Origin of the sequence: Parabacteroides sp. CAG:2, from assembly GCF_000436315.1 — a bacterium.
GTDB lineage: Bacteria > Bacteroidota > Bacteroidia > Bacteroidales > Tannerellaceae > Parabacteroides > Parabacteroides distasonis.
The window spans coordinates 49,085-66,209 of record NZ_FR885271.1 but is presented as its reverse complement, the minus strand read 5'-3'; the positions used below and the strand labels follow the sequence as shown (position 1 = coordinate 66,209).

Sequence of the window (17,125 nt, the reverse complement as noted above, 5' to 3'; positions counted from 1 at the left end):
TATAGGCTAGGAGAACGTCCCTTGGGCCTATACGCTTACTACCTGTCAATTAATGCTAATCCCTATTATAAGATTTCGTTTGCGGTTTTATTGAAGTATTGGATACATTCTTTAATGTCCGGTACAGAGTTTTCCCAGTTGTATTCATACTCGATAGAGAATACTCCCTTGAAATTCTGGGATTTGAGTTCTTTCAACATTCCCTTTACATCTAGGATGCCTGTGCCCCAGATCACGTCGTGCTGCTCATTCTCTCCTGCTTTTTTCGGGGCGATATCCTTGAAATGCAAAGAGATGATTCGACCTTTGAGTTGCTTTAAGCAATCAATCTGGTTTAGCCCCTCCCGACGCCAATGCCCCACATCGGAACAAGAACCAAGCGATTGACTGCGTCCGGAGATGGCTTTCAACAGGTTCTCAGGTTTCCAGTAGTCGGAAGGCTGCGGGTGATTATGGACGGAGATCTTAATGTTGTATTGCTTGGACAATTTTTCTACCAAGTCCCAGTCACTTAAAGCCGGTTCGCAAGTAATGAACTCTAGGTCCATCGCTTTCGCGAATTTGAACATCTTTTCCCAATCGGACGACTTTTCGGCTACATACACCCCGGTTCCTACGATCTTGATACCTTTGGATGCCGCAAGCTCCTTGATCTCTTTCTGGGTCTGCGCATCAAGGTTGAAATCGAATACTTTATCTCCCCATTTACCACCGAGCTTATGGCCGGGATAAATCTCGATGTATTTCAATCCCAGTTCTTGTGTCTTATCGAGAGCTTCCGTCAAAGGGAACAGGTGGAAACTATAGGATTGCATCCCTAGACGCCATCCGTTCTTCTCGGCCTTCGTTTGCGCTTCGCTTGGAATAGCCAATAGGCAGCAAACGATCGCTATCATTATTTTATAGATATGTCTTATCATATTTGGCTGTTATTAAAAGGTTTATCTTGGCATATCCGGCAAAGAGAAACCGTTGTTATACGTATGCTTGATCCATTCGTTGGCCATTTCCGCAGCGTTAAACTCGGCGAAGCGACGGTCGAAACGCGGATCTCCGTCAATTACCTTGAAATCATCCACCGTGACGATCTTGATCTTATCGTTCGGGGAGATGTTCGTAAACCGCATGTTCTCTCCATCCCATTGCAACTCACGATGCAAACCTTGCAGTCCGGAGAGGCGAACGGCCAAGACTCCCATCACGACCATCTCGTTGAACGGACCGGAGAACTGGAAGTTGGATGAGGCTTCCGTACGATTTTCCGGGGATTCCTTGCAAGCCCGGATCCAGTCTTGCTCATGGGCATTGGTGGACCATATGTCTCCATTGCCACCTTTCACTCTCGGGATCGTCGGTTTGGGCTGGTTGAAATGTTCCATGTCGGAAACCGGTAATAAGGTCGGGTTCATTCCATAACAGCCTGTCATGATCTTTCCTTTCGTTCCGATGAAGATGATACCGCCGTTCTCGTCGCCCATCATCTGCCCGTCTTTCAATTCTTCCGGACGGGGAGGCATCAGACCACCATCGTACCAATAGACTTTCACTTCCGGCATCTTGACATTTCCTTTGGGTGGACGTGCGGGGAATGTATAGGTTACGATCTGTGCGTGAGGAGGGGAGTACAGGTTACTCAAAGTAGAGCTGCCGATTACGCTGGTCGGATATTTTAAGTCGAGTGCCCAATACAACGGGTCCATGATATGGCAAGCCATATCGCCCAAGGCCCCGGTTCCGAAGTCCCACCATCCACGCCAGTTCCAAGGGGTATAGACCGGATTATAAGGCCGCTTTTGAGCCGGGCCGATCCATAAATCCCAATCCAGTGTCTTCGGGCACTTCGGGGTATCGTTCGGCTTCATCAAGCCTTGGGGCCAGATGGGGCGGTCTGTCCAACAATGTACCTCATATACATCGCCGATTACGCCAGACTGTATCCACTCTGCGATCTGCCGGCACCAGTCGAATGAGTTACCTTGGTTACCCATTTGGGTGGCTACCTTATATTTCTTCGCCAGTTTGGTAAGCAAACGCGATTCGTAAACGGAGTGGGTAAGCGGTTTTTGCGTATAGCAATGCTTGCCTAGCGTGATTGCGTGGGCGGTCACGCCGGCATGTGTATGGTCTGGGGTGGCTACCATAATCGCATCGATTGATTTACCCATCTCATCGAACATGACACGCCAGTCTTTAAAGCGTTTAGCCTTCGGATAGTCCTTGAAGGTCTTGTCCGCGTAGTGCCAATCTACATCGCATAAAGCTACGATATTCTCCGTGTTCATGTTGGCGAGGTTACGACGTCCCATACCGCCGACACCGATACCCGCGATATTCAGTTTGTCACTAGGAGCTGTATAGCCAAAGGATTTACCGAGTACAGAACCCGGAACGATCGTTAGTCCGGCTGCCGCTACGGCTCCGGTCTTGAGGAAACTTCTTCTCGAAATGTTTTTCATAACTATTAAATTTTAAGAAAACGATATTCTATAATGTTTGTAAATGAAGGTTGCGCCAAAGAACCTTGATGCCGCCACCATCATGTATTTGCAAAGCGATACGCCCTTGACCGGCTCCGATCTTTTCATCCCGGATGTTTACCATCTCCTCTCCGTTGAGCCAAGTCTGTACATTATCTCCTTGTACCCGGATACGCATCGTGTTCCACTCTCCTTGTTTTAGGATGTTCTCCTTCTCGTCCGGGATCTGTATCAACCATCCTCGTCCGTAGGATTCGTAGATACCGCCCGTGTCAAAGCCTTTGGGGGCGACTTCCACTTGCCAGCCGTTTACCTTTACATCTTTTTCTTCTACAAAGGAACGAATAAATACGCCAGAATTACCATCCGCTTCCTGTTTAAATTCCACGGTAAGGTCAAAATCGTCGTAATATTCCCGGGTGGCTAGATAGCCGTATTGTTTATCCGGGCCACTTTCGCATACTAATAAACCATCTTTTACATACCATAATTCTGTGCCGTATTTATCCCAGTTTGTAATGTCCTCGCCGTTGAATAAACGAGCCTCTCGTGTCTTGCGGGGAAGTTCCTTGATCTTGATATTACGGAACCATGCGGGATAACCGTGGTCTTGCAAACAAATCAAGCCTTTATGCGCTAATCCGTATTCAGGAGCGTTCGCCCATTTACCGCTGTTCTTACGGGAGAACCAATCATCAGACCATGCATCGAACTCTACGGTTTTGTGCCCGTTCATAAAGTAGGTGACATGTCCGTTGTCAAAAATAATCTTAGAGTTGTTCCATTCGCCGGCCGGATGTACTTTTATCGTGTTGAAGTCCGGTAAATACATCGCGTAATCCACTCCGCAACGTTGCCAATCTTCCAATGGCTCCGCGAAATTGATATCATCAATCAATTGATACTCGGGACCGGTAACGTAGGGAACCGGGAATTGAGGACGTTCTACCACATGATATAATAAACCGCTATTTCCTCCTTTCGAGATTTTCCAGTCCCACGAAAGCTCAAAATTCTCATAAGCCTTGTCGGTGACGATGTATCCGCTGGCATCGCTACCTTGCCCGTCCGCTTGGATGGTTCCGTTTACAACTTCCCAAGGTCCGGTCAAGGCAGTTCCGTTATAATCCCGCCAGCCATCCAAGGTTTCCCCATCGAATAGAAGTTCCCAACCTTCCGCTTTCTCTTGTTCGGTCAATGTGTTATGCTTCGTGTTATCACAGGCGATTAAACCGAAAGCAGCTGCCATTGCGAACGATACGATTGTTATTTTCATGTACGTATAGCTTTATTGTTAATACAAATTTGTCGGTGTTTTATATATGAGACAACTCTGGGGCAAGGGATACGTAAGCTCTTTTTCCTTTTTTATTTATTTTAACGGAAGTGTATGGCAATCGGTCATTTATTAGTCGGCAAACGCAGTAGTACTGACTTTGCCAAGTAATATATACAAACATCGCCAACGCAGTATATCTGATTTGGATACACTAAATACATTATATGATGTAGCCAAATGTTGCTGTAATAGTTATGGTATCAACGACTGAAGCTTTTCTTTACAGAAAATACTACAATAAGCCAGTAATCGAATACTTTATTTAAAGTGTTGATAATCAGTATTGTGAAAATATCATGATGTTTATGCTGAAACACGTACGTGTTTTCGAAAAAAGTCGTACATGTTTAAAAAAATTCATGTACGTGTTTTTCTATAAAATGATAGGGATACAATTATACATGTTTAAAAGTTACAATAACTCTACTTTACAGAGCTTTGTCATAAAAGATATCGCCGACATTTATTGAGTGAGTAAGAAAAGGTTGAAATGTGATAGCAAAAGGCGTTGGGGTACCATGAAAATTTACTACCACCATTCTATATGTACACTGTAAGTCCGTATAATATATGGAATAGCGGTAGTAATTGTAACAAACGAGAGTAAAAACGCCCGTTGTTTTTGCTGGATTTATTTGATTTGCTTAAACGCTTTTCCGAGCATATCCGTGATGTCGCTGGCGATCATGCTCTCTTCCGAGCGGAAAGCGGCGGCGAGATCACCGGCTGTGCCGTGCAAGAATACTCCGACTACAGCGGCTGTTTCCGGAGAATAGTCTTGCGCCAATAAGCTGAGGATGATACCCGTCAGCACATCTCCGCTACCGGCGGTTGCCATGCCCGGATTTCCGCAACTATTGAAATAAATGTTTCCTGCCGGAGAACAGATAGCGGTATAAGCACCTTTCAATACGATACAAATCTTATGTTCGGCGGCGAAAGATTGCGCTTTCATCAAACGGTCGTATGAGTTCGTGCTTTCACCCGCTATCCGGTCGAACTCCTTCGGATGGGGAGTGAGGATGCTCCGTGGCGGGATCTTATTGAATAAGTCCTTGTTGGATGCCATTATATTAATAGCGTCCGCATCGATAACGACTGGTTTTGTGCTAGATTGCAGGATACGTTCGATCGCTGCTGCGGATTCTAAATGCTGTCCGAGTCCCGGTCCCATACCAACAGCGGAGTAACTACCTATCTCGGGAACCGTAGAGAAATAATCCGGATTTGCGTCTAAACTTAACATCGCTTCCGGGAAAGCGGTTTGGAAGATTGATTCGCCTCGGGTCGGGATATGCACGGTCAATAGTCCGGCTCCACTCCGTAAGCATGCCTTCGCAGATAATAGGGCGGCTCCCATTTTTCCTTTACTTCCGGCGATCAATAAAGCATGTCCGAACGTTCCCTTATGGGCGAAACGTTTGCGAGACTTTAACGAATAGGATATATCTTCTTCCGTAACCAATGAGTAAGGGGAAGCCGTCTCATAAATTGCGTCCGGATGGATTCCGATATCCAGTATTTTCCACTCGCCTACGTATTGCTCATTCTCCGGAAAAAGAAACGCCAGTTTCGGGAAACCGAATGTCAAGGTTAAGCTGGCCTTGATGATCGCTTCCGAGTCATTCTTACGATTATCTTCCCCGAATAAGCCGGAAGGAATATCGATCGCTACGACTTCCGCCTCGGATTGGTTGATATAATTGACCATAGCGGCGAAACCTCCGGTGAGAGGACGGTTTAATCCCGAACCGAACAAGCCATCGATCACCACGTCTCGGTCGGTTAGCGTCGGCGGCTCAAAGTCACGGACCACTTCCGTAAATTCGATCCGTTCCATGTCGAGCAGACGCTGCTTGTTTTGCTCACACTCTACGGACAGATGCTCCGTCGGATTGAATAAATACGTCTCTACCCGGTATGATTCCTCGTTCAAAAGGCGGGCGATGGCCAAAGCGTCGGCTCCGTTATTGCCTTGACCGGCGAAAATCACGATGCGGACCTGCTTGGAGTAGCGCCGGCAAAACTCATGGACGAACGTCGTAGCGGCACGCTCCACTAAGTCGATCGAACTAATTGGCTCGTGTTGAATCGTATATTGGTCGAGCTCCTTTACCTTGTCTGTAGCGAATATCTTAATCATAATTCTAGATGTCTGGGGTTTTATTCTGCTTACAAATGTATAACAAACTTTGGTATGTTGCTACACTTTTTTGTGCATCGCCGAAAAAGTTGTACATTTGTCCCCTCGAAAACCGAAAGATTTATGGACAGAATTCGTCTAAAAGACAAAGAATTTGAACTGTTTATTCCGGAGTCGGATATTCAGGCGGCTATCGCTAAAATGGCCGTTCAGATTAAAGCGGATGTGGAAGGGAAAAATCCTCTATTCGTGGGTGTGCTAAACGGGGCTTTTATGTTTGTCGCCGAGCTGATGCGTGAGTTGGATGTTCCGTATGAGCTGACATTCGCTCGTTATTCCTCGTATCAAGGAACTTCCAGTACGGGCATATTGAATGAGATCATGCCGGTGCAGGCTGATATTTGCGGACGTATGGTGATCTTATTGGAGGATATTATCGATACGGGCTTTACGATGAGCTACGTGATGGAGAAGCTTCGGAGCGAGGGTGCCGCCGATGTAAGATTGGCAACGATGCTTTTCAAGCCGGAATCCTTGAAATGCGAGTTGACTCCGGATTATGTAGGCTTACAGATACCCGCTGATTTTATCGTGGGACATGGTTTGGATTATGATGAGTTGGGCCGCTCATATAAGGATATCTACAAGGTTGTGGAATAAAATAGTATACATTATATATAATAAAGAAACAATAGTATGTTGAACGTGGTTATTTTTGGTGCTCCCGGTTCAGGTAAGGGAACACAAAGTGAGTTGATTATTAAAGAATACGGTTTGGATCATATCTCTACTGGCGACGTATTGCGTGGCGAGATGAAGGCTGAGACTGAACTGGGCAAGATCGCTAAGGATTATATCGAGAAGGGACAATTGGTTCCGGACGAGTTGATCGTTGATATGTTGGCGAATGTATTGGATAGCAAGAAGCCGGCTAAGGGTGTAATCTTCGATGGTTTCCCTCGTACGATCCCTCAAGCGAAAGCCTTGAAGAAGATGTTGAACGAGCGTGGAACAGACGTTTCCGTTATGTTGAACCTTCAAGTAGAGGAAGAGGAGTTGATCAAGCGTTTATTGGAGCGCGGTAAAGTATCCGGACGTTCTGACGATAACTTGGAGACGATCAAATCCAGACTGGATGTTTACCATACTCAAACAGCTCCTTTGGCAGACTACTATGTAGGTGAAGGCAAGCACGTAGCCATCAAAGGGATGGGAACAATCGAGGAAATCTTCGGTCGTATCAAAGAGGCGGTTAATAACGTAAAATAATTGAAATAAACCAATATGGCTGAATCGAACTTTGTAGATTATGTCAAGATCTATTGCCGCTCAGGAAAGGGTGGAAGAGGATCTTCTCACTTCCGTCGTGAGAAATACATTCCGAAAGGAGGTCCCGACGGGGGCGATGGAGGGAGAGGAGGTCATGTGTATCTCCGTGGTAACCGGAATTACTGGACGCTCCTTCACTTGAAATATGAGCGTCATATCATGGCCACCAATGGTGAGAGTGGTAGCGCAAAGCGTAGCTCGGGTAAAGACGGGGAGGATCGAGTAATCGAGGTTCCTTGCGGTACGGTTGTTTACGATGCTGAGACCGGAGAGTTTATTTGCGACGTTACGGAAGACGGTCAGCAAGTGATGTTGCTGAAAGGCGGTCGTGGCGGTCTGGGGAATTTTAACTTCAAGACGGCTACCAATCAAGCGCCCCGTTATTCGCAACCGGGTGAGCCGGCATTGGAACGTACGGTGATTCTTCAGTTGAAATTGCTGGCCGATGTCGGTTTGGTAGGCTTCCCGAATGCGGGTAAATCTACCTTGCTTTCTGTCGTATCCGCCGCTAAACCGAAGATCGCTAATTATCCTTTTACTACGTTGGAGCCTAATTTAGGCATCGTGAGTTATCGCGATAACCGTTCGTTCGTAATGGCCGATATACCGGGTATTATCGAAGGAGCAAGCGAGGGAAAAGGTTTGGGACTTCGTTTCTTACGTCATATCGAACGTAATTCATTGTTATTGTTCATGGTTCCCGCTGAGGCGGATGATATCAAGAAAGAATATGAGATCTTGCATAATGAATTGGTGAAATATAATCCGGAATTGCTGGATAAACGTCGTGTACTGGCGATCACCAAGAGCGATATGCTGGATGAGGAATTGATCGAGGCTTTGTCGCAAGACTTGCCGGAGGGAATTCCGTATGTCTTTATATCCTCTATCACGGGACTGGGAATTATCGAGTTGAAAGACCTTTTATGGAAAGAGCTGAATAAGGAGAATTTCCATGAGGCAGAGCGAATTGTCCATAAGAATATAGATGTAAGTACGTTGGAATTTGAGGATGATGACGAATACATCTTCCCTGTGGATGAGGACGAGGATGATCCGGATGAGGAATACGAGGAATACTGGGACGATGATGAAGATACAGGAAAATAAGCAAATAGAGGTGTCGAGGTTCTCCGGGTTAAACGGATACTGCGACATTTCTCATTTTACGACAACACGTCATGGCGGCGTGAGTACGGGAACATACGCTTCGCTGAATCCGGGCGTTTATACCGAGGATGATCCGGGCTTCATCCGGAAGAACTTGGAACTTCTTTCGAATGCGGTCGGGATTTCCCTAGAGAATATGGTTATACCTCATCAGACCCATGAGGATCGAGTATTGGCGATCGACGCGTCTTTCCTTTCGCTGAATGATAAAGAGCGAAAGCTACGTTTGGAAGGCGTGGATGCTTTGGTGACGAATGTTCCGGATGTATGTATAGCCGTATCTACGGCGGATTGTGTCCCTGTCTTGTTATATGCGCCGGATCGTAAAGTGGTAGCTGCCGTCCATGCGGGTTGGCGGGGTACGGTTTTACACATAGCTCGTAAGGCGGCAAGCTTGATGATCGAGGCATACGATTGCGATCCTACTCAATTGGTTGCCGGAATAGGTCCCTCTATCAGTCAAGCGGCATTTGAGGTGGGAGAGGAAGTCGTAAAAGCTTTTCAAATGGCGGGCTTCCCAATGGAGCGGATTCTTCGACGTAATGCGGAGACTCAAAAAGCGTATATCGATCTATGGGAAACCAACCGTTTACAATTGTTAGAGGCAGGATTGCTCTCCGAGCATATAGAGATCGCTGGCATCTGTACTTATATTCGGTATGAGGATTATTTCTCCGCTCGTCGCCTCGGTGTCAAAAGCGGCCGGATTCTTACCGGAATATGCTTGAAAAAATCTTAGTTATATTGGCTCAAACTTATAATAGACATGATTTCAATCACTCTTTCATCTGAGATATCGGAGGCTTGCCCCGATCTTCACGTGTTGGCTATCGCCTGTCAAGTAAAGAACACGGAGCCCGATGAACGACTTTGGGAAGAAATAACCCGTGTTGAGGAGGATATCCGTTCTACCTGTAAGATAGAGGATATTAATAAGTGGACTCCTATTTTCGCTACCCGTCAGGCTTATAAACGTCTGGGGAAAGACCCGAACCGGTATCGCCCTTCCGCCGAGGCGTTAAGACGGCGGATACTTCGCGGACTTCCTTTATATAAGATAGATACCTTGGTGGATATCATCAATCTGGTTTCTATTCGCAGCGGTTATTCTATCGGAGGATTTGACGCAGATAAGATTGTAGGCGGATTGGAACTAGGTGTCGGAAAAGAGGGGGAAATTTATCACGGTATCGGACGTGGTGAATTGAATATCGCCGGTCTTCCAGTCTATAGGGATGGAGTAGCGGGTGTCGGAACGCCTACCAGCGATGAGGAACGTACCAAGATTGAAATGTCGACCACTTCATTGTTAATGATTCTGAATGGTTATTCCGGTAAGGAGGGCTTATTGGAAGCGGGTGGTTACTCGGTTGACTTATTAAAAAGATATGTCTCAGCGGTAAACGTGGAAGCGGAACTGATATGCCGAGAAAACAGAGGGAAAATAACGTTATAACCGTGTTAATATTGTTTACAAAGCGAAAAATGTCCGTCTTTTATGCTAAAAAACATCTATAATCTTTTGTTTTAATCATTTAATCTATAAATTTGTCCCCAGTAATCAAATGTTATCATAAAATGATTGAATTAATTGGTACAAACGCCGGCCTTGTATGGAACGTTTTAAATGAAGGCGGTAAAATGAGTTTTAAGGCAGTGAAGAAAGCCACGAAGATTAAAGCGGAAAAAGATATGTACGCCGCTTTTGGTTGGTTGGCGAAAGAAGGTAAATTAGCTTTCGAGGAGATTGAAGGTGAAATGTATGTTTCTTTAGTGTAAACAAGAGGAACGTTTACAAGAATTAGGGAGGGCTGTTCGATTTTTTTGAACGGCCTTTTTATTTGTCCATACGTTTTCTGTCAAAATAATTAAGTCTACAGTTGGTTAATTCAATTCAAAAACTTACTTTTGTGTAGAATTTGGTGTGAAATGACCGAAGATCATAAGAGATTGTTAGCTGTATTTGAGGTTAGAGTTCGTGATTTGATGGCGTTATGCGATCAGCAGAAACGTAGAATTGACGAACTTACAGCTGCTTTGAGCCTTAAAGACGAGGAGTTGCGGCAGGCGAAGGATATGATTGAAGGATTGAATGCCAAATGTGATAACATGCTGACGGCGCGAATTGTTTCCACGAACGAGGAAGAGATGAAGAACGCCCGGATGCGGTTATCAAAATTAGTGCGGGAAGTAGACAAGTGCATCGCACTTTTAAATGAATAGAAGCGATGGACGAAGAATTTCTTATAAATATAGTGATAGCCGGAAAGAAATATCCGCTTACGATCAAACGTCATGAGGAAGAGTTGGTGCGTGCCGCCGCTGATCAGATCAACAGCAAGATTCTTCAATACAGGCAGCATTTCGCGGTCGAGGTGGATACGAAAGATTTGTTAGCCATGGTGGCTTTTCAACTCTCGATGCATAATCTGGAGTTGGAAAAACGGAATGATACAAATCCTTTTACGGATAAGATACAGGAGCTTACAACCGAGTTGGAAGGATATCTGAAGAAATAACATACATATTGTAAGAAGAGAGTTTCCGCACTGCTTTGCACGGTGAGACCGTGTGATGGTAGTGCTTTTTTTGTATATAAATAAATGAATCTTAAATTATTAGTTAAATGGTTGGAATGTATATAATCATACCGATAGTAACCTTCATCATTGGTGGGTTGCTTGCGTGGCTGGGCATGCGTTTCCTTCTGAAGTCGAAGTACGACTCCGTGCTTCAAGAGGCGGAGAAGGAGGCCGAGGTGATAAAGAAGAACAAGATGCTGGAAGTAAAGGAGAAGTTTCTTCATTTGAAAGCGGACTTGGAAAAACAGGTATCACAGCGTAACGCTAAGATCCAGTCTGTCGAGACTAAATTGAAACAAAGAGAACTGACGATGAATCAACGTCAGGAAGAGTTACAGCGTAGGAATAACGAGGTAGAGGCTGTAAAGGAGAATTTATCTTCTCAGTTGGAGTTGGTGGAGAAGAAGAAGCAAGATTTGGATAAACTTCATCAGAAGGAAGTGGAGCATTTGGAGGCTATCTCCGGGTTGTCCGCCGAGGAAGCCAAAGAGCGTTTGATCGAGTCCTTAAAGGATGAGGCAAAGACGCAAGCCGCTTCTTACATCAACGAGATCGTCGAGGAGGCGAAGATGACCGCTAATAAGGAGGCGAAGAAGATCGTGATCCAGTCTATCCAACGGGTAGCGACGGAGACGGCTATCGAGAACTCTATTACCGTGTTCCATATTGAATCGGACGAGATCAAAGGCCGTATCATCGGTCGTGAGGGACGTAATATCCGTGCTTTGGAGGCCGCTACCGGTATTGAGATCGTGGTGGATGATACGCCTGAGGCTATCGTTCTTTCTGGATTCGACCCGGTTCGTCGTGAGATCGCTCGTTTGGCTTTGCATCAATTGGTGCAGGACGGACGTATCCATCCGGCTCGTATCGAGGAGGTGGTAACGAAGGTGAAGAAGCAAGTGGAAGACGAGGTCGTAGAGACCGGTAAGCGTACCGTGATCGATTTGGGAGTGCACGGTTTGCATCCGGAATTAATCCGTATGATCGGTAAGATGAAGTATCGCTCTTCTTATGGACAGAACTTATTGCAGCATGCTCGTGAGACGGCCAACCTTTGTGCCGTGATGGCTTCTGAGTTGGGCTTGAACCCGAAGAAAGCGAAACGTGCCGGATTGTTACATGATATTGGTAAAGTGCCCGATGATGAGCCGGAATTGCCGCACGCTATCTTGGGTATGAAGCTTTGCGAGAAATATAAGGAGAAACCGGATATTTGTAACGCCGTAGGCGCTCACCACGATGAGGTGGAGATGCAGACGCTGTTGGCTCCGATCGTACAGGTTTGCGACGCTATTTCAGGTGCTCGTCCGGGCGCACGTCGTGAGATCGTAGAGGCTTATATCAAGCGTTTGAATGATTTGGAACAATTGGCTTTATCGTATCCGGGTGTTGTCAAGACTTACGCTATCCAAGCGGGTAGAGAGTTGCGCGTAATCGTTGGCGCTGATAAGATTGACGATAAGGACACCGAGAACTTGTCCGCTGAGATCGCTAAGAAGATTCAGGATGAGATGACTTATCCGGGACAGGTTAAGATCACGGTGATCCGTGAGACTCGTGCGGTAAGCTACGCTAAGTAAGAATATTATTAATATAAATAAAAAAGGCTGGCTTGTGTAAGTCGGCCTTTTTTATATCTGTCGTTATCGATTTCCCAGATCGTCGTATAAAGTTTGTAATAGGACTTTTCCTTTCTCCAAGCGGGTCTTGTTTCCGCTTTCAGGTTCTTCTACTAAAATCTTGTTCCCTTCATTGTCGTATACGGAAACACCGGATTCGTCTATAAAGCCAAATCCATTATTGAATGTATAAAAGGCGTAATGCGGGACGCAAGGATTCAATATATCTTTGCTGAATGAGAACTCATCCGTGGGGAGACCCATCTGATTTAATAAGGTGGCTGCCAAATCGGTCTGGTTTGCGTACGTATCGATCACTTTAGGTTCAGCGATCGCTCCACCTAGCCATAGCATAGGTATGTGGAAACGCAAAGGTCCGTACTCCTGCATGTTTTCAGGGTAACGGTATCCGTGGTCGGAGACAAAGATGACTACCGTATTTTTCCATGCCGGCAGTTCCTTGAACGTATCAATGAAATTGCCGATACAGCTGTCCGTAAATGCGACGGAGTTTAGATAGGGATGCTCCAAATGGTGAAACGGGACCTCGAATGGCTCATGGCTACTTAATGTTAGGAATGTACTTAACCAAGGTTTGCCGTCGACTGGTCTTTGCTTGATATCCTCGTAAAGATGCGAGAACGTGATATCGTCGTTTGCTCCCCATTTACTCAGACGGCTACTCAAGGGAAAATCACGGTCTGCCGTTATCTTGCTGTAGCCGGAACTATAGAAATAACTTTGCATATTCGTGAAATTGATATCACCTCCATAGAGCATATCTGCCGTATATCCTTCTTTGTTAAGACTCTTTGCGATAGATGGAAGGGTCTGGCTTTTCACCGGATACTTCATGATGGAGGTGGTGGGTTGGGCTAAATAGCCGTTCAATACGGAGACTAAGCCTCGGTCGGTACGGAACGAGTTGGCATATAGGTTCGTGAATAATACACCTTCTTTGCTCAGCCGATTCAAGTTCGGCGTAATTCCCGGCTCACCACCAACAGCCTCGATAGCATTTGCCGTGAAACTCTCCATGATGATAATGAGAATATTGGGACGAGTCGTTGTCAATAGCTTGACAGGCTCTGTAGGTATGGAATCTCCCGGGCATAAGGAGTCTTGGGCTTGAATGAGCGTATCGAATAAGGCTTTCCGCTTTTCCTCCGGATAGAAATCGAATTGCGAGGCAAAATCCTGTTGCTTACTCAATGAGGCTATCAGACTGAAACACGGGTTGATCGCCGAATGATTCAAGAACTGGTTCTGGCTGAAATAAACCATGCCGACATTTGCCGTAGACGTAGTTACGCCTCCCCGGATCGGAATAAACAATATTCCCCCTGCTAAGAGGATGGCGAAAGTACTTCCCAATTGTTCCAATCCCGTAGGTGGAAAGCTAGGCTTTACTGGCGCGAACCGGAGGATGAAGGTGAACCAAGCATAGATACCTAGCGCATATGCCACGAATACCAATAATTGGATAAAGAACATTCCCAACGGAACACTCGCCATCGCATCGGCGGGCGATTGCAGGTAGAAGAATAAAGTAGCGTCCAACCTGAATCCCCAAAAGCTGTATAAAGCCACATCTACGGAGAAGATCGCAGATACCAGAATTCCCATGATCAAGAAGTACCCTTTCAATACCTTCTTCAACCAAGCGCCCGGAAGCCAAACTGATACTAGAGTCAATAGGAGAGGGATGGCGGTAAGGTATCCCGCTATCGTGCAATCCAGCTTCAGCCCATGAAGCATAACTTGTAGGAAGTCCGTGAAGGTACAAGTCTCGGACAACGCATGCTGATAAAACATAAATACCGGTTTTTGAATAACAAAAACCGGTAGCCATGCGATAAAAACGATTAGTATGAATAATAATCTTTTTTTCATTTCGAATATAACTTTTCCCGTAACTCCGCGATAGCCGGATCTGTGATGTAGTCATCGTAATCCATCATCTTATCGATGATACCGTTAGGAGTCAGCTCGATGATACGGTTCGATACAGTCTGTATGAACTCGTGGTCATGACTGGAGAACAGGATATTTCCCTTGAATGTCTTCAATGTATTATTGAAGGCTTGGATGGATTCCAAGTCCAAGTGGTTGGTCGGAGTATCCAAGATCAAGCAGTTGGCGTCGGTGAGCATCATACGTGAGATCATACAACGCATCTTCTCACCTCCGGAAAGTACGCTTACCTTTTTCATGAGCTCCTCGCCCGAGAACAACATACGTCCGAGGAAGCCTTTCAAGAATACCTCGTTAGTATCCGGCGAGAACTGGCATAACCAATCGAGCAGGTTGATATCTGTATTGAAATATTTGGAGTTATCGAGAGGAAGATAAGAGGTCGTGATCGTCTGTCCCCACTGATACGTACCGGCATCCGCTTTCTCCTCACCGTTGATGATCTGGAACAAGGCGGTCATGGCACGAGGGTCGTGACTGATAAATACGATCTTGTCATCCTTCTCCACGAAGAAGTTCAAGTCCTTGAACAATACCTGTCCGTCGATACTCTTCGACAATCCTTTCACCTCAAGGATCTGGTTGCCCGGTTCGCGGTTAGGCGTGAACAAGATTCCCGGATAGCGGCGTGAGGACGGTTTGATCTCCTCGATATTCAGCTTCTCCAACATCTTCTTGCGACTGGTGGTCTGCTTGGACTTCGCTACGTTGGCGCTGAAACGGCGGATAAATTCTTCCAACTCTTTCTTCTTCTCCTCGGCTTTCTTATTCTGATTCTGCTGTTGACGAAGGGCTAACTGGCTAGACTCGTACCAGAAGCTATAGTTTCCGGCGAATAATTGTAATTTACCGAAGTCGATATCCACGGTATGCGTACAAACGGAGTCGAGGAAGTGACGGTCGTGGCTAACAACCAATACGGTATGCTCGAAATTAGAGAGATAATTCTCCAACCAAGAAACCGTCTCAAGGTCCAAGTCGTTCGTCGGCTCATCCAATAATAGGTTATCGGGCTGTCCGAACAAGGCACGGGCCAATAAGACACGTACTTTCTGCTTACCGCTCAAGTCCTTCATATACATATAATGCAAATCCTCCTTGATGCCTAGTCCGCTCAATAGGTTGGCGGCGTCGCTCTCCGCGTTCCAGCCTTCCATCTCGGCGAATTTCTCTTCCAGTTCCGATACGCGGATACCGTCGGCGTCACTGAAATCAGGCTTCTCGTAAAGGGCGTTTTTCTCGCTCATCACCTCCCATAAGGTCGTATGTCCCATCAATACGGTATCCATAACCGTATATTCATCGAATGCGAAGTGATCTTGGCTCAATACGGAAAGGCGTTCGCCCGGTCCTAGGTTAACGCTACCTCTGGTAGGGTCTAATTGCTTGCTGATTACACGGAGAAACGTAGATTTTCCGGCCCCGTTAGCACCGATAATACCGTAGCAATTGCCCGGTGTAAACTTCATGTTCACATCCTGAAAAAGGATGCGTTTTCCAAACTGTACGTCCAGATTGTTAACTGTTATCATATTTCGTATACCTATTAAATTGCGATTGAGGATGCAAAGGTACGAAAAATATTGTTTATCTTATCATTGGATGTCATACATCCCGCTCGTTCTCTCCCTTTTTTAGGCTAATTATCTTTTGGGCGTTGAGCGGTGAGATAACGCTTTTCCCGGTTTTGGCTTCCAATTCTAACCGGGCATTGCGAGCCACCTCGCCTCCTTGTTGGGCGACATTTATATGTTCACTAAATGTTTCCGGCTCTGATGTTTCTGATATTTCCTTAGTGGATAACTCAGCCAGCATGTTTAATACAAGCTCTTTGTTTGTCATATTATCCCTAAGGTTTTCTTTTCTTAATCCTTTGAGTCGTTTATATTCTTTGGAGGTCATATCGGACCACGACTTATAAATGATATCGGTTAGCGTAGCGAAATGGAGGCCTTCTTCCAGTCCTCTTTTCTTCCATTCGTCTGTTAGATCTTTCCGTATCTCGATGGATTTCAATCGTTGGTTGATCCAATTATCCGAATAGCCCAATCGTTTATAATCGGCCATGGCTTGCTCGATAGACAATTCCGGGTCTTGCATTTGATCCAAACGTTCCTTCGCTACTTGGGCGATCCATAACTTAAAAGGTTCTGCTTTTGGAGATGGTACTGATTGGATAAGGCGGAAGAGTTGCTCGGTATTGGCTACGTCGGTTAAATATTTCTTGCCATCAGCGGCCTGCATTTTCAGTTGACTACAATTTGTAGTCAACTCGCTACCTTCTTTTTTCAATCTGTTTTTTAATACACTCCAGTATTTTCGAGGGTTGGGGCTATCTGTTAAAATAGATATAACATCAACGATCGAGAAATACCATTCCTCTTGTTCGTCATCCCATATGGCGCGAACTTTTCTTTCTTCGAATAAGCGGATAGATTCTTTTTGTGTCATTTGTAGTTGCTTTGAGTAGTTATAGACAAAGGTAAATG

Annotated in this window: 16 protein-coding genes; 9 read left to right on the top strand and 7 right to left on the bottom strand. The window is 45.6% G+C overall.

The window, feature by feature from the left end; translation table 11 throughout:
• Window positions 1-65: 65 nt before the first annotated feature.
• From QVP94_RS04150 to QVP94_RS04135, 4 genes are all read right to left on the bottom strand, one after another.
• Window positions 66-920, bottom strand: a complete 855-nt coding sequence (locus QVP94_RS04150) for a sugar phosphate isomerase/epimerase family protein (RefSeq protein WP_005854793.1) — start codon at window positions 918-920, stop codon at window positions 66-68.
• Window positions 921-941: 21 nt separating this feature from the next.
• Window positions 942-2,456, bottom strand: a complete 1,515-nt coding sequence (locus QVP94_RS04145) for a glycoside 3-dehydrogenase (protein WP_005854795.1) — start codon at window positions 2,454-2,456, stop codon at window positions 942-944.
• 28 nt (window positions 2,457-2,484) lie between these two features.
• On the bottom strand, window positions 2,485-3,726 hold the full coding sequence (locus QVP94_RS04140) for a 3-keto-disaccharide hydrolase (RefSeq protein WP_370510636.1): 1,242 nt from the start codon (window positions 3,724-3,726) through the stop codon (window positions 2,485-2,487).
• 721 nt (window positions 3,727-4,447) lie between these two features.
• On the bottom strand, window positions 4,448-5,959 hold the full coding sequence (locus QVP94_RS04135; protein ID WP_005854801.1) for a bifunctional ADP-dependent NAD(P)H-hydrate dehydratase/NAD(P)H-hydrate epimerase: 1,512 nt from the start codon (window positions 5,957-5,959) through the stop codon (window positions 4,448-4,450).
• Window positions 5,960-6,082: 123 nt separating this feature from the next.
• On the opposite strand from QVP94_RS04135, the gene QVP94_RS04130 reads away from it, so the two are divergent.
• The 9 genes from QVP94_RS04130 to rny all read left to right on the top strand — a co-directional run bounded on the left by QVP94_RS04130 (window position 6,083) and on the right by rny (window position 12,623).
• A complete protein-coding gene (locus QVP94_RS04130; protein WP_034527250.1) occupies window positions 6,083-6,619 on the top strand; it encodes a phosphoribosyltransferase in 537 nt (178 codons plus the stop codon).
• A gap of 36 nt (window positions 6,620-6,655) precedes the next feature.
• Window positions 6,656-7,228: an adenylate kinase gene (locus QVP94_RS04125; protein WP_005854805.1), complete on the top strand. Its 573-nt coding sequence runs from the start codon at window positions 6,656-6,658 to the stop codon at window positions 7,226-7,228.
• Between the two features lie 15 nt (window positions 7,229-7,243).
• Complete coding sequence (gene obgE, locus QVP94_RS04120; RefSeq protein WP_022192029.1) at window positions 7,244-8,398, top strand: GTPase ObgE; 1,155 nt, start codon at window positions 7,244-7,246, stop codon at window positions 8,396-8,398.
• Entirely contained in the window at window positions 8,349-9,197 is an 849-nt protein-coding gene (gene pgeF / locus QVP94_RS04115; protein ID WP_130882627.1) for a peptidoglycan editing factor PgeF, read from the top strand. The genes obgE and pgeF overlap by 50 nt, the downstream gene beginning before the upstream one ends.
• A 27-nt stretch (window positions 9,198-9,224) precedes the next feature.
• Window positions 9,225-9,914 (top strand): B3/B4 domain-containing protein, encoded by a 690-nt coding sequence (locus QVP94_RS04110; protein ID WP_022192027.1) that lies wholly within the window; start codon window positions 9,225-9,227, stop codon window positions 9,912-9,914.
• A gap of 122 nt (window positions 9,915-10,036) precedes the next feature.
• The gene (locus QVP94_RS04105) at window positions 10,037-10,237 is read left to right on the top strand and encodes a winged helix-turn-helix domain-containing protein (RefSeq protein ID WP_005854813.1); all 201 of its coding nucleotides are present in this window, start codon (window positions 10,037-10,039) and stop codon (window positions 10,235-10,237) included.
• A gap of 150 nt (window positions 10,238-10,387) precedes the next feature.
• Complete coding sequence (locus tag QVP94_RS04100) at window positions 10,388-10,681, top strand: coiled-coil domain-containing protein (RefSeq protein ID WP_005864886.1); 294 nt, start codon at window positions 10,388-10,390, stop codon at window positions 10,679-10,681.
• A gap of 5 nt (window positions 10,682-10,686) precedes the next feature.
• On the top strand, window positions 10,687-10,977 hold the full coding sequence (locus QVP94_RS04095; RefSeq protein WP_005854817.1) for a cell division protein ZapA: 291 nt from the start codon (window positions 10,687-10,689) through the stop codon (window positions 10,975-10,977).
• A gap of 107 nt (window positions 10,978-11,084) precedes the next feature.
• Window positions 11,085-12,623 carry a ribonuclease Y gene (gene rny / locus QVP94_RS04090; protein WP_005854819.1) on the top strand — a complete coding sequence of 513 codons (1,539 nt, stop codon included), beginning with the start codon at window positions 11,085-11,087 and terminating at the stop codon, window positions 12,621-12,623.
• A gap of 63 nt (window positions 12,624-12,686) precedes the next feature.
• Here the strand turns inward: rny and QVP94_RS04085 are convergent, their stop codons facing one another.
• From QVP94_RS04085 to QVP94_RS04075, 3 genes are all read right to left on the bottom strand, one after another.
• Entirely contained in the window at window positions 12,687-14,555 is a 1,869-nt protein-coding gene (locus tag QVP94_RS04085; protein ID WP_022192026.1) for an LTA synthase family protein, read from the bottom strand.
• Window positions 14,552-16,168 carry an ABC-F family ATP-binding cassette domain-containing protein gene (locus tag QVP94_RS04080; protein WP_005854824.1) on the bottom strand — a complete coding sequence of 539 codons (1,617 nt, stop codon included), beginning with the start codon at window positions 16,166-16,168 and terminating at the stop codon, window positions 14,552-14,554. Before QVP94_RS04080 ends, QVP94_RS04085 begins: the two co-directional genes overlap by 4 nt.
• Before the next feature lie 73 nt (window positions 16,169-16,241).
• Window positions 16,242-17,087, bottom strand: coding sequence for a BRO-N domain-containing protein (locus QVP94_RS04075; protein WP_022192025.1), 846 nt, complete (start codon window positions 17,085-17,087; stop codon window positions 16,242-16,244).
• Between the last annotated feature and the right edge of the window lie 38 nt (window positions 17,088-17,125).

What these genes read in the sequence shown, in the direction of transcription:
- QVP94_RS04150 (WP_005854793.1), bottom strand. Translation starts at nt 920, where the DNA reads ATGATAAGACATATCTATAAAATAATGATAGCGATCGTTTGCTGCCTA.
- QVP94_RS04145 (WP_005854795.1), bottom strand. Translation starts at nt 2,456, where the DNA reads ATGAAAAACATTTCGAGAAGAAGTTTCCTCAAGACCGGAGCCGTAGCG.
- QVP94_RS04140 (WP_370510636.1), bottom strand. Translation starts at nt 3,726, where the DNA reads ATGGCAGCTGCTTTCGGTTTAATCGCCTGTGATAACACGAAGCATAAC.
- QVP94_RS04135 (WP_005854801.1), bottom strand. Translation starts at nt 5,959, where the DNA reads ATGATTAAGATATTCGCTACAGACAAGGTAAAGGAGCTCGACCAATAT.
- QVP94_RS04130 (WP_034527250.1), top strand. Translation starts at nt 6,083, where the DNA reads ATGGACAGAATTCGTCTAAAAGACAAAGAATTTGAACTGTTTATTCCG.
- QVP94_RS04125 (WP_005854805.1), top strand. Translation starts at nt 6,656, where the DNA reads ATGTTGAACGTGGTTATTTTTGGTGCTCCCGGTTCAGGTAAGGGAACA.
- obgE (WP_022192029.1), top strand. Translation starts at nt 7,244, where the DNA reads ATGGCTGAATCGAACTTTGTAGATTATGTCAAGATCTATTGCCGCTCA.
- pgeF (WP_130882627.1), top strand. Translation starts at nt 8,349, where the DNA reads ATGAGGAATACGAGGAATACTGGGACGATGATGAAGATACAGGAAAAT.
- QVP94_RS04110 (WP_022192027.1), top strand. Translation starts at nt 9,225, where the DNA reads ATGATTTCAATCACTCTTTCATCTGAGATATCGGAGGCTTGCCCCGAT.
- QVP94_RS04105 (WP_005854813.1), top strand. Translation starts at nt 10,037, where the DNA reads ATGATTGAATTAATTGGTACAAACGCCGGCCTTGTATGGAACGTTTTA.
- QVP94_RS04100 (WP_005864886.1), top strand. Translation starts at nt 10,388, where the DNA reads ATGACCGAAGATCATAAGAGATTGTTAGCTGTATTTGAGGTTAGAGTT.
- QVP94_RS04095 (WP_005854817.1), top strand. Translation starts at nt 10,687, where the DNA reads ATGGACGAAGAATTTCTTATAAATATAGTGATAGCCGGAAAGAAATAT.
- rny (WP_005854819.1), top strand. Translation starts at nt 11,085, where the DNA reads ATGGTTGGAATGTATATAATCATACCGATAGTAACCTTCATCATTGGT.
- QVP94_RS04085 (WP_022192026.1), bottom strand. Translation starts at nt 14,555, where the DNA reads ATGAAAAAAAGATTATTATTCATACTAATCGTTTTTATCGCATGGCTA.
- QVP94_RS04080 (WP_005854824.1), bottom strand. Translation starts at nt 16,168, where the DNA reads ATGATAACAGTTAACAATCTGGACGTACAGTTTGGAAAACGCATCCTT.
- QVP94_RS04075 (WP_022192025.1), bottom strand. Translation starts at nt 17,087, where the DNA reads ATGACACAAAAAGAATCTATCCGCTTATTCGAAGAAAGAAAAGTTCGC.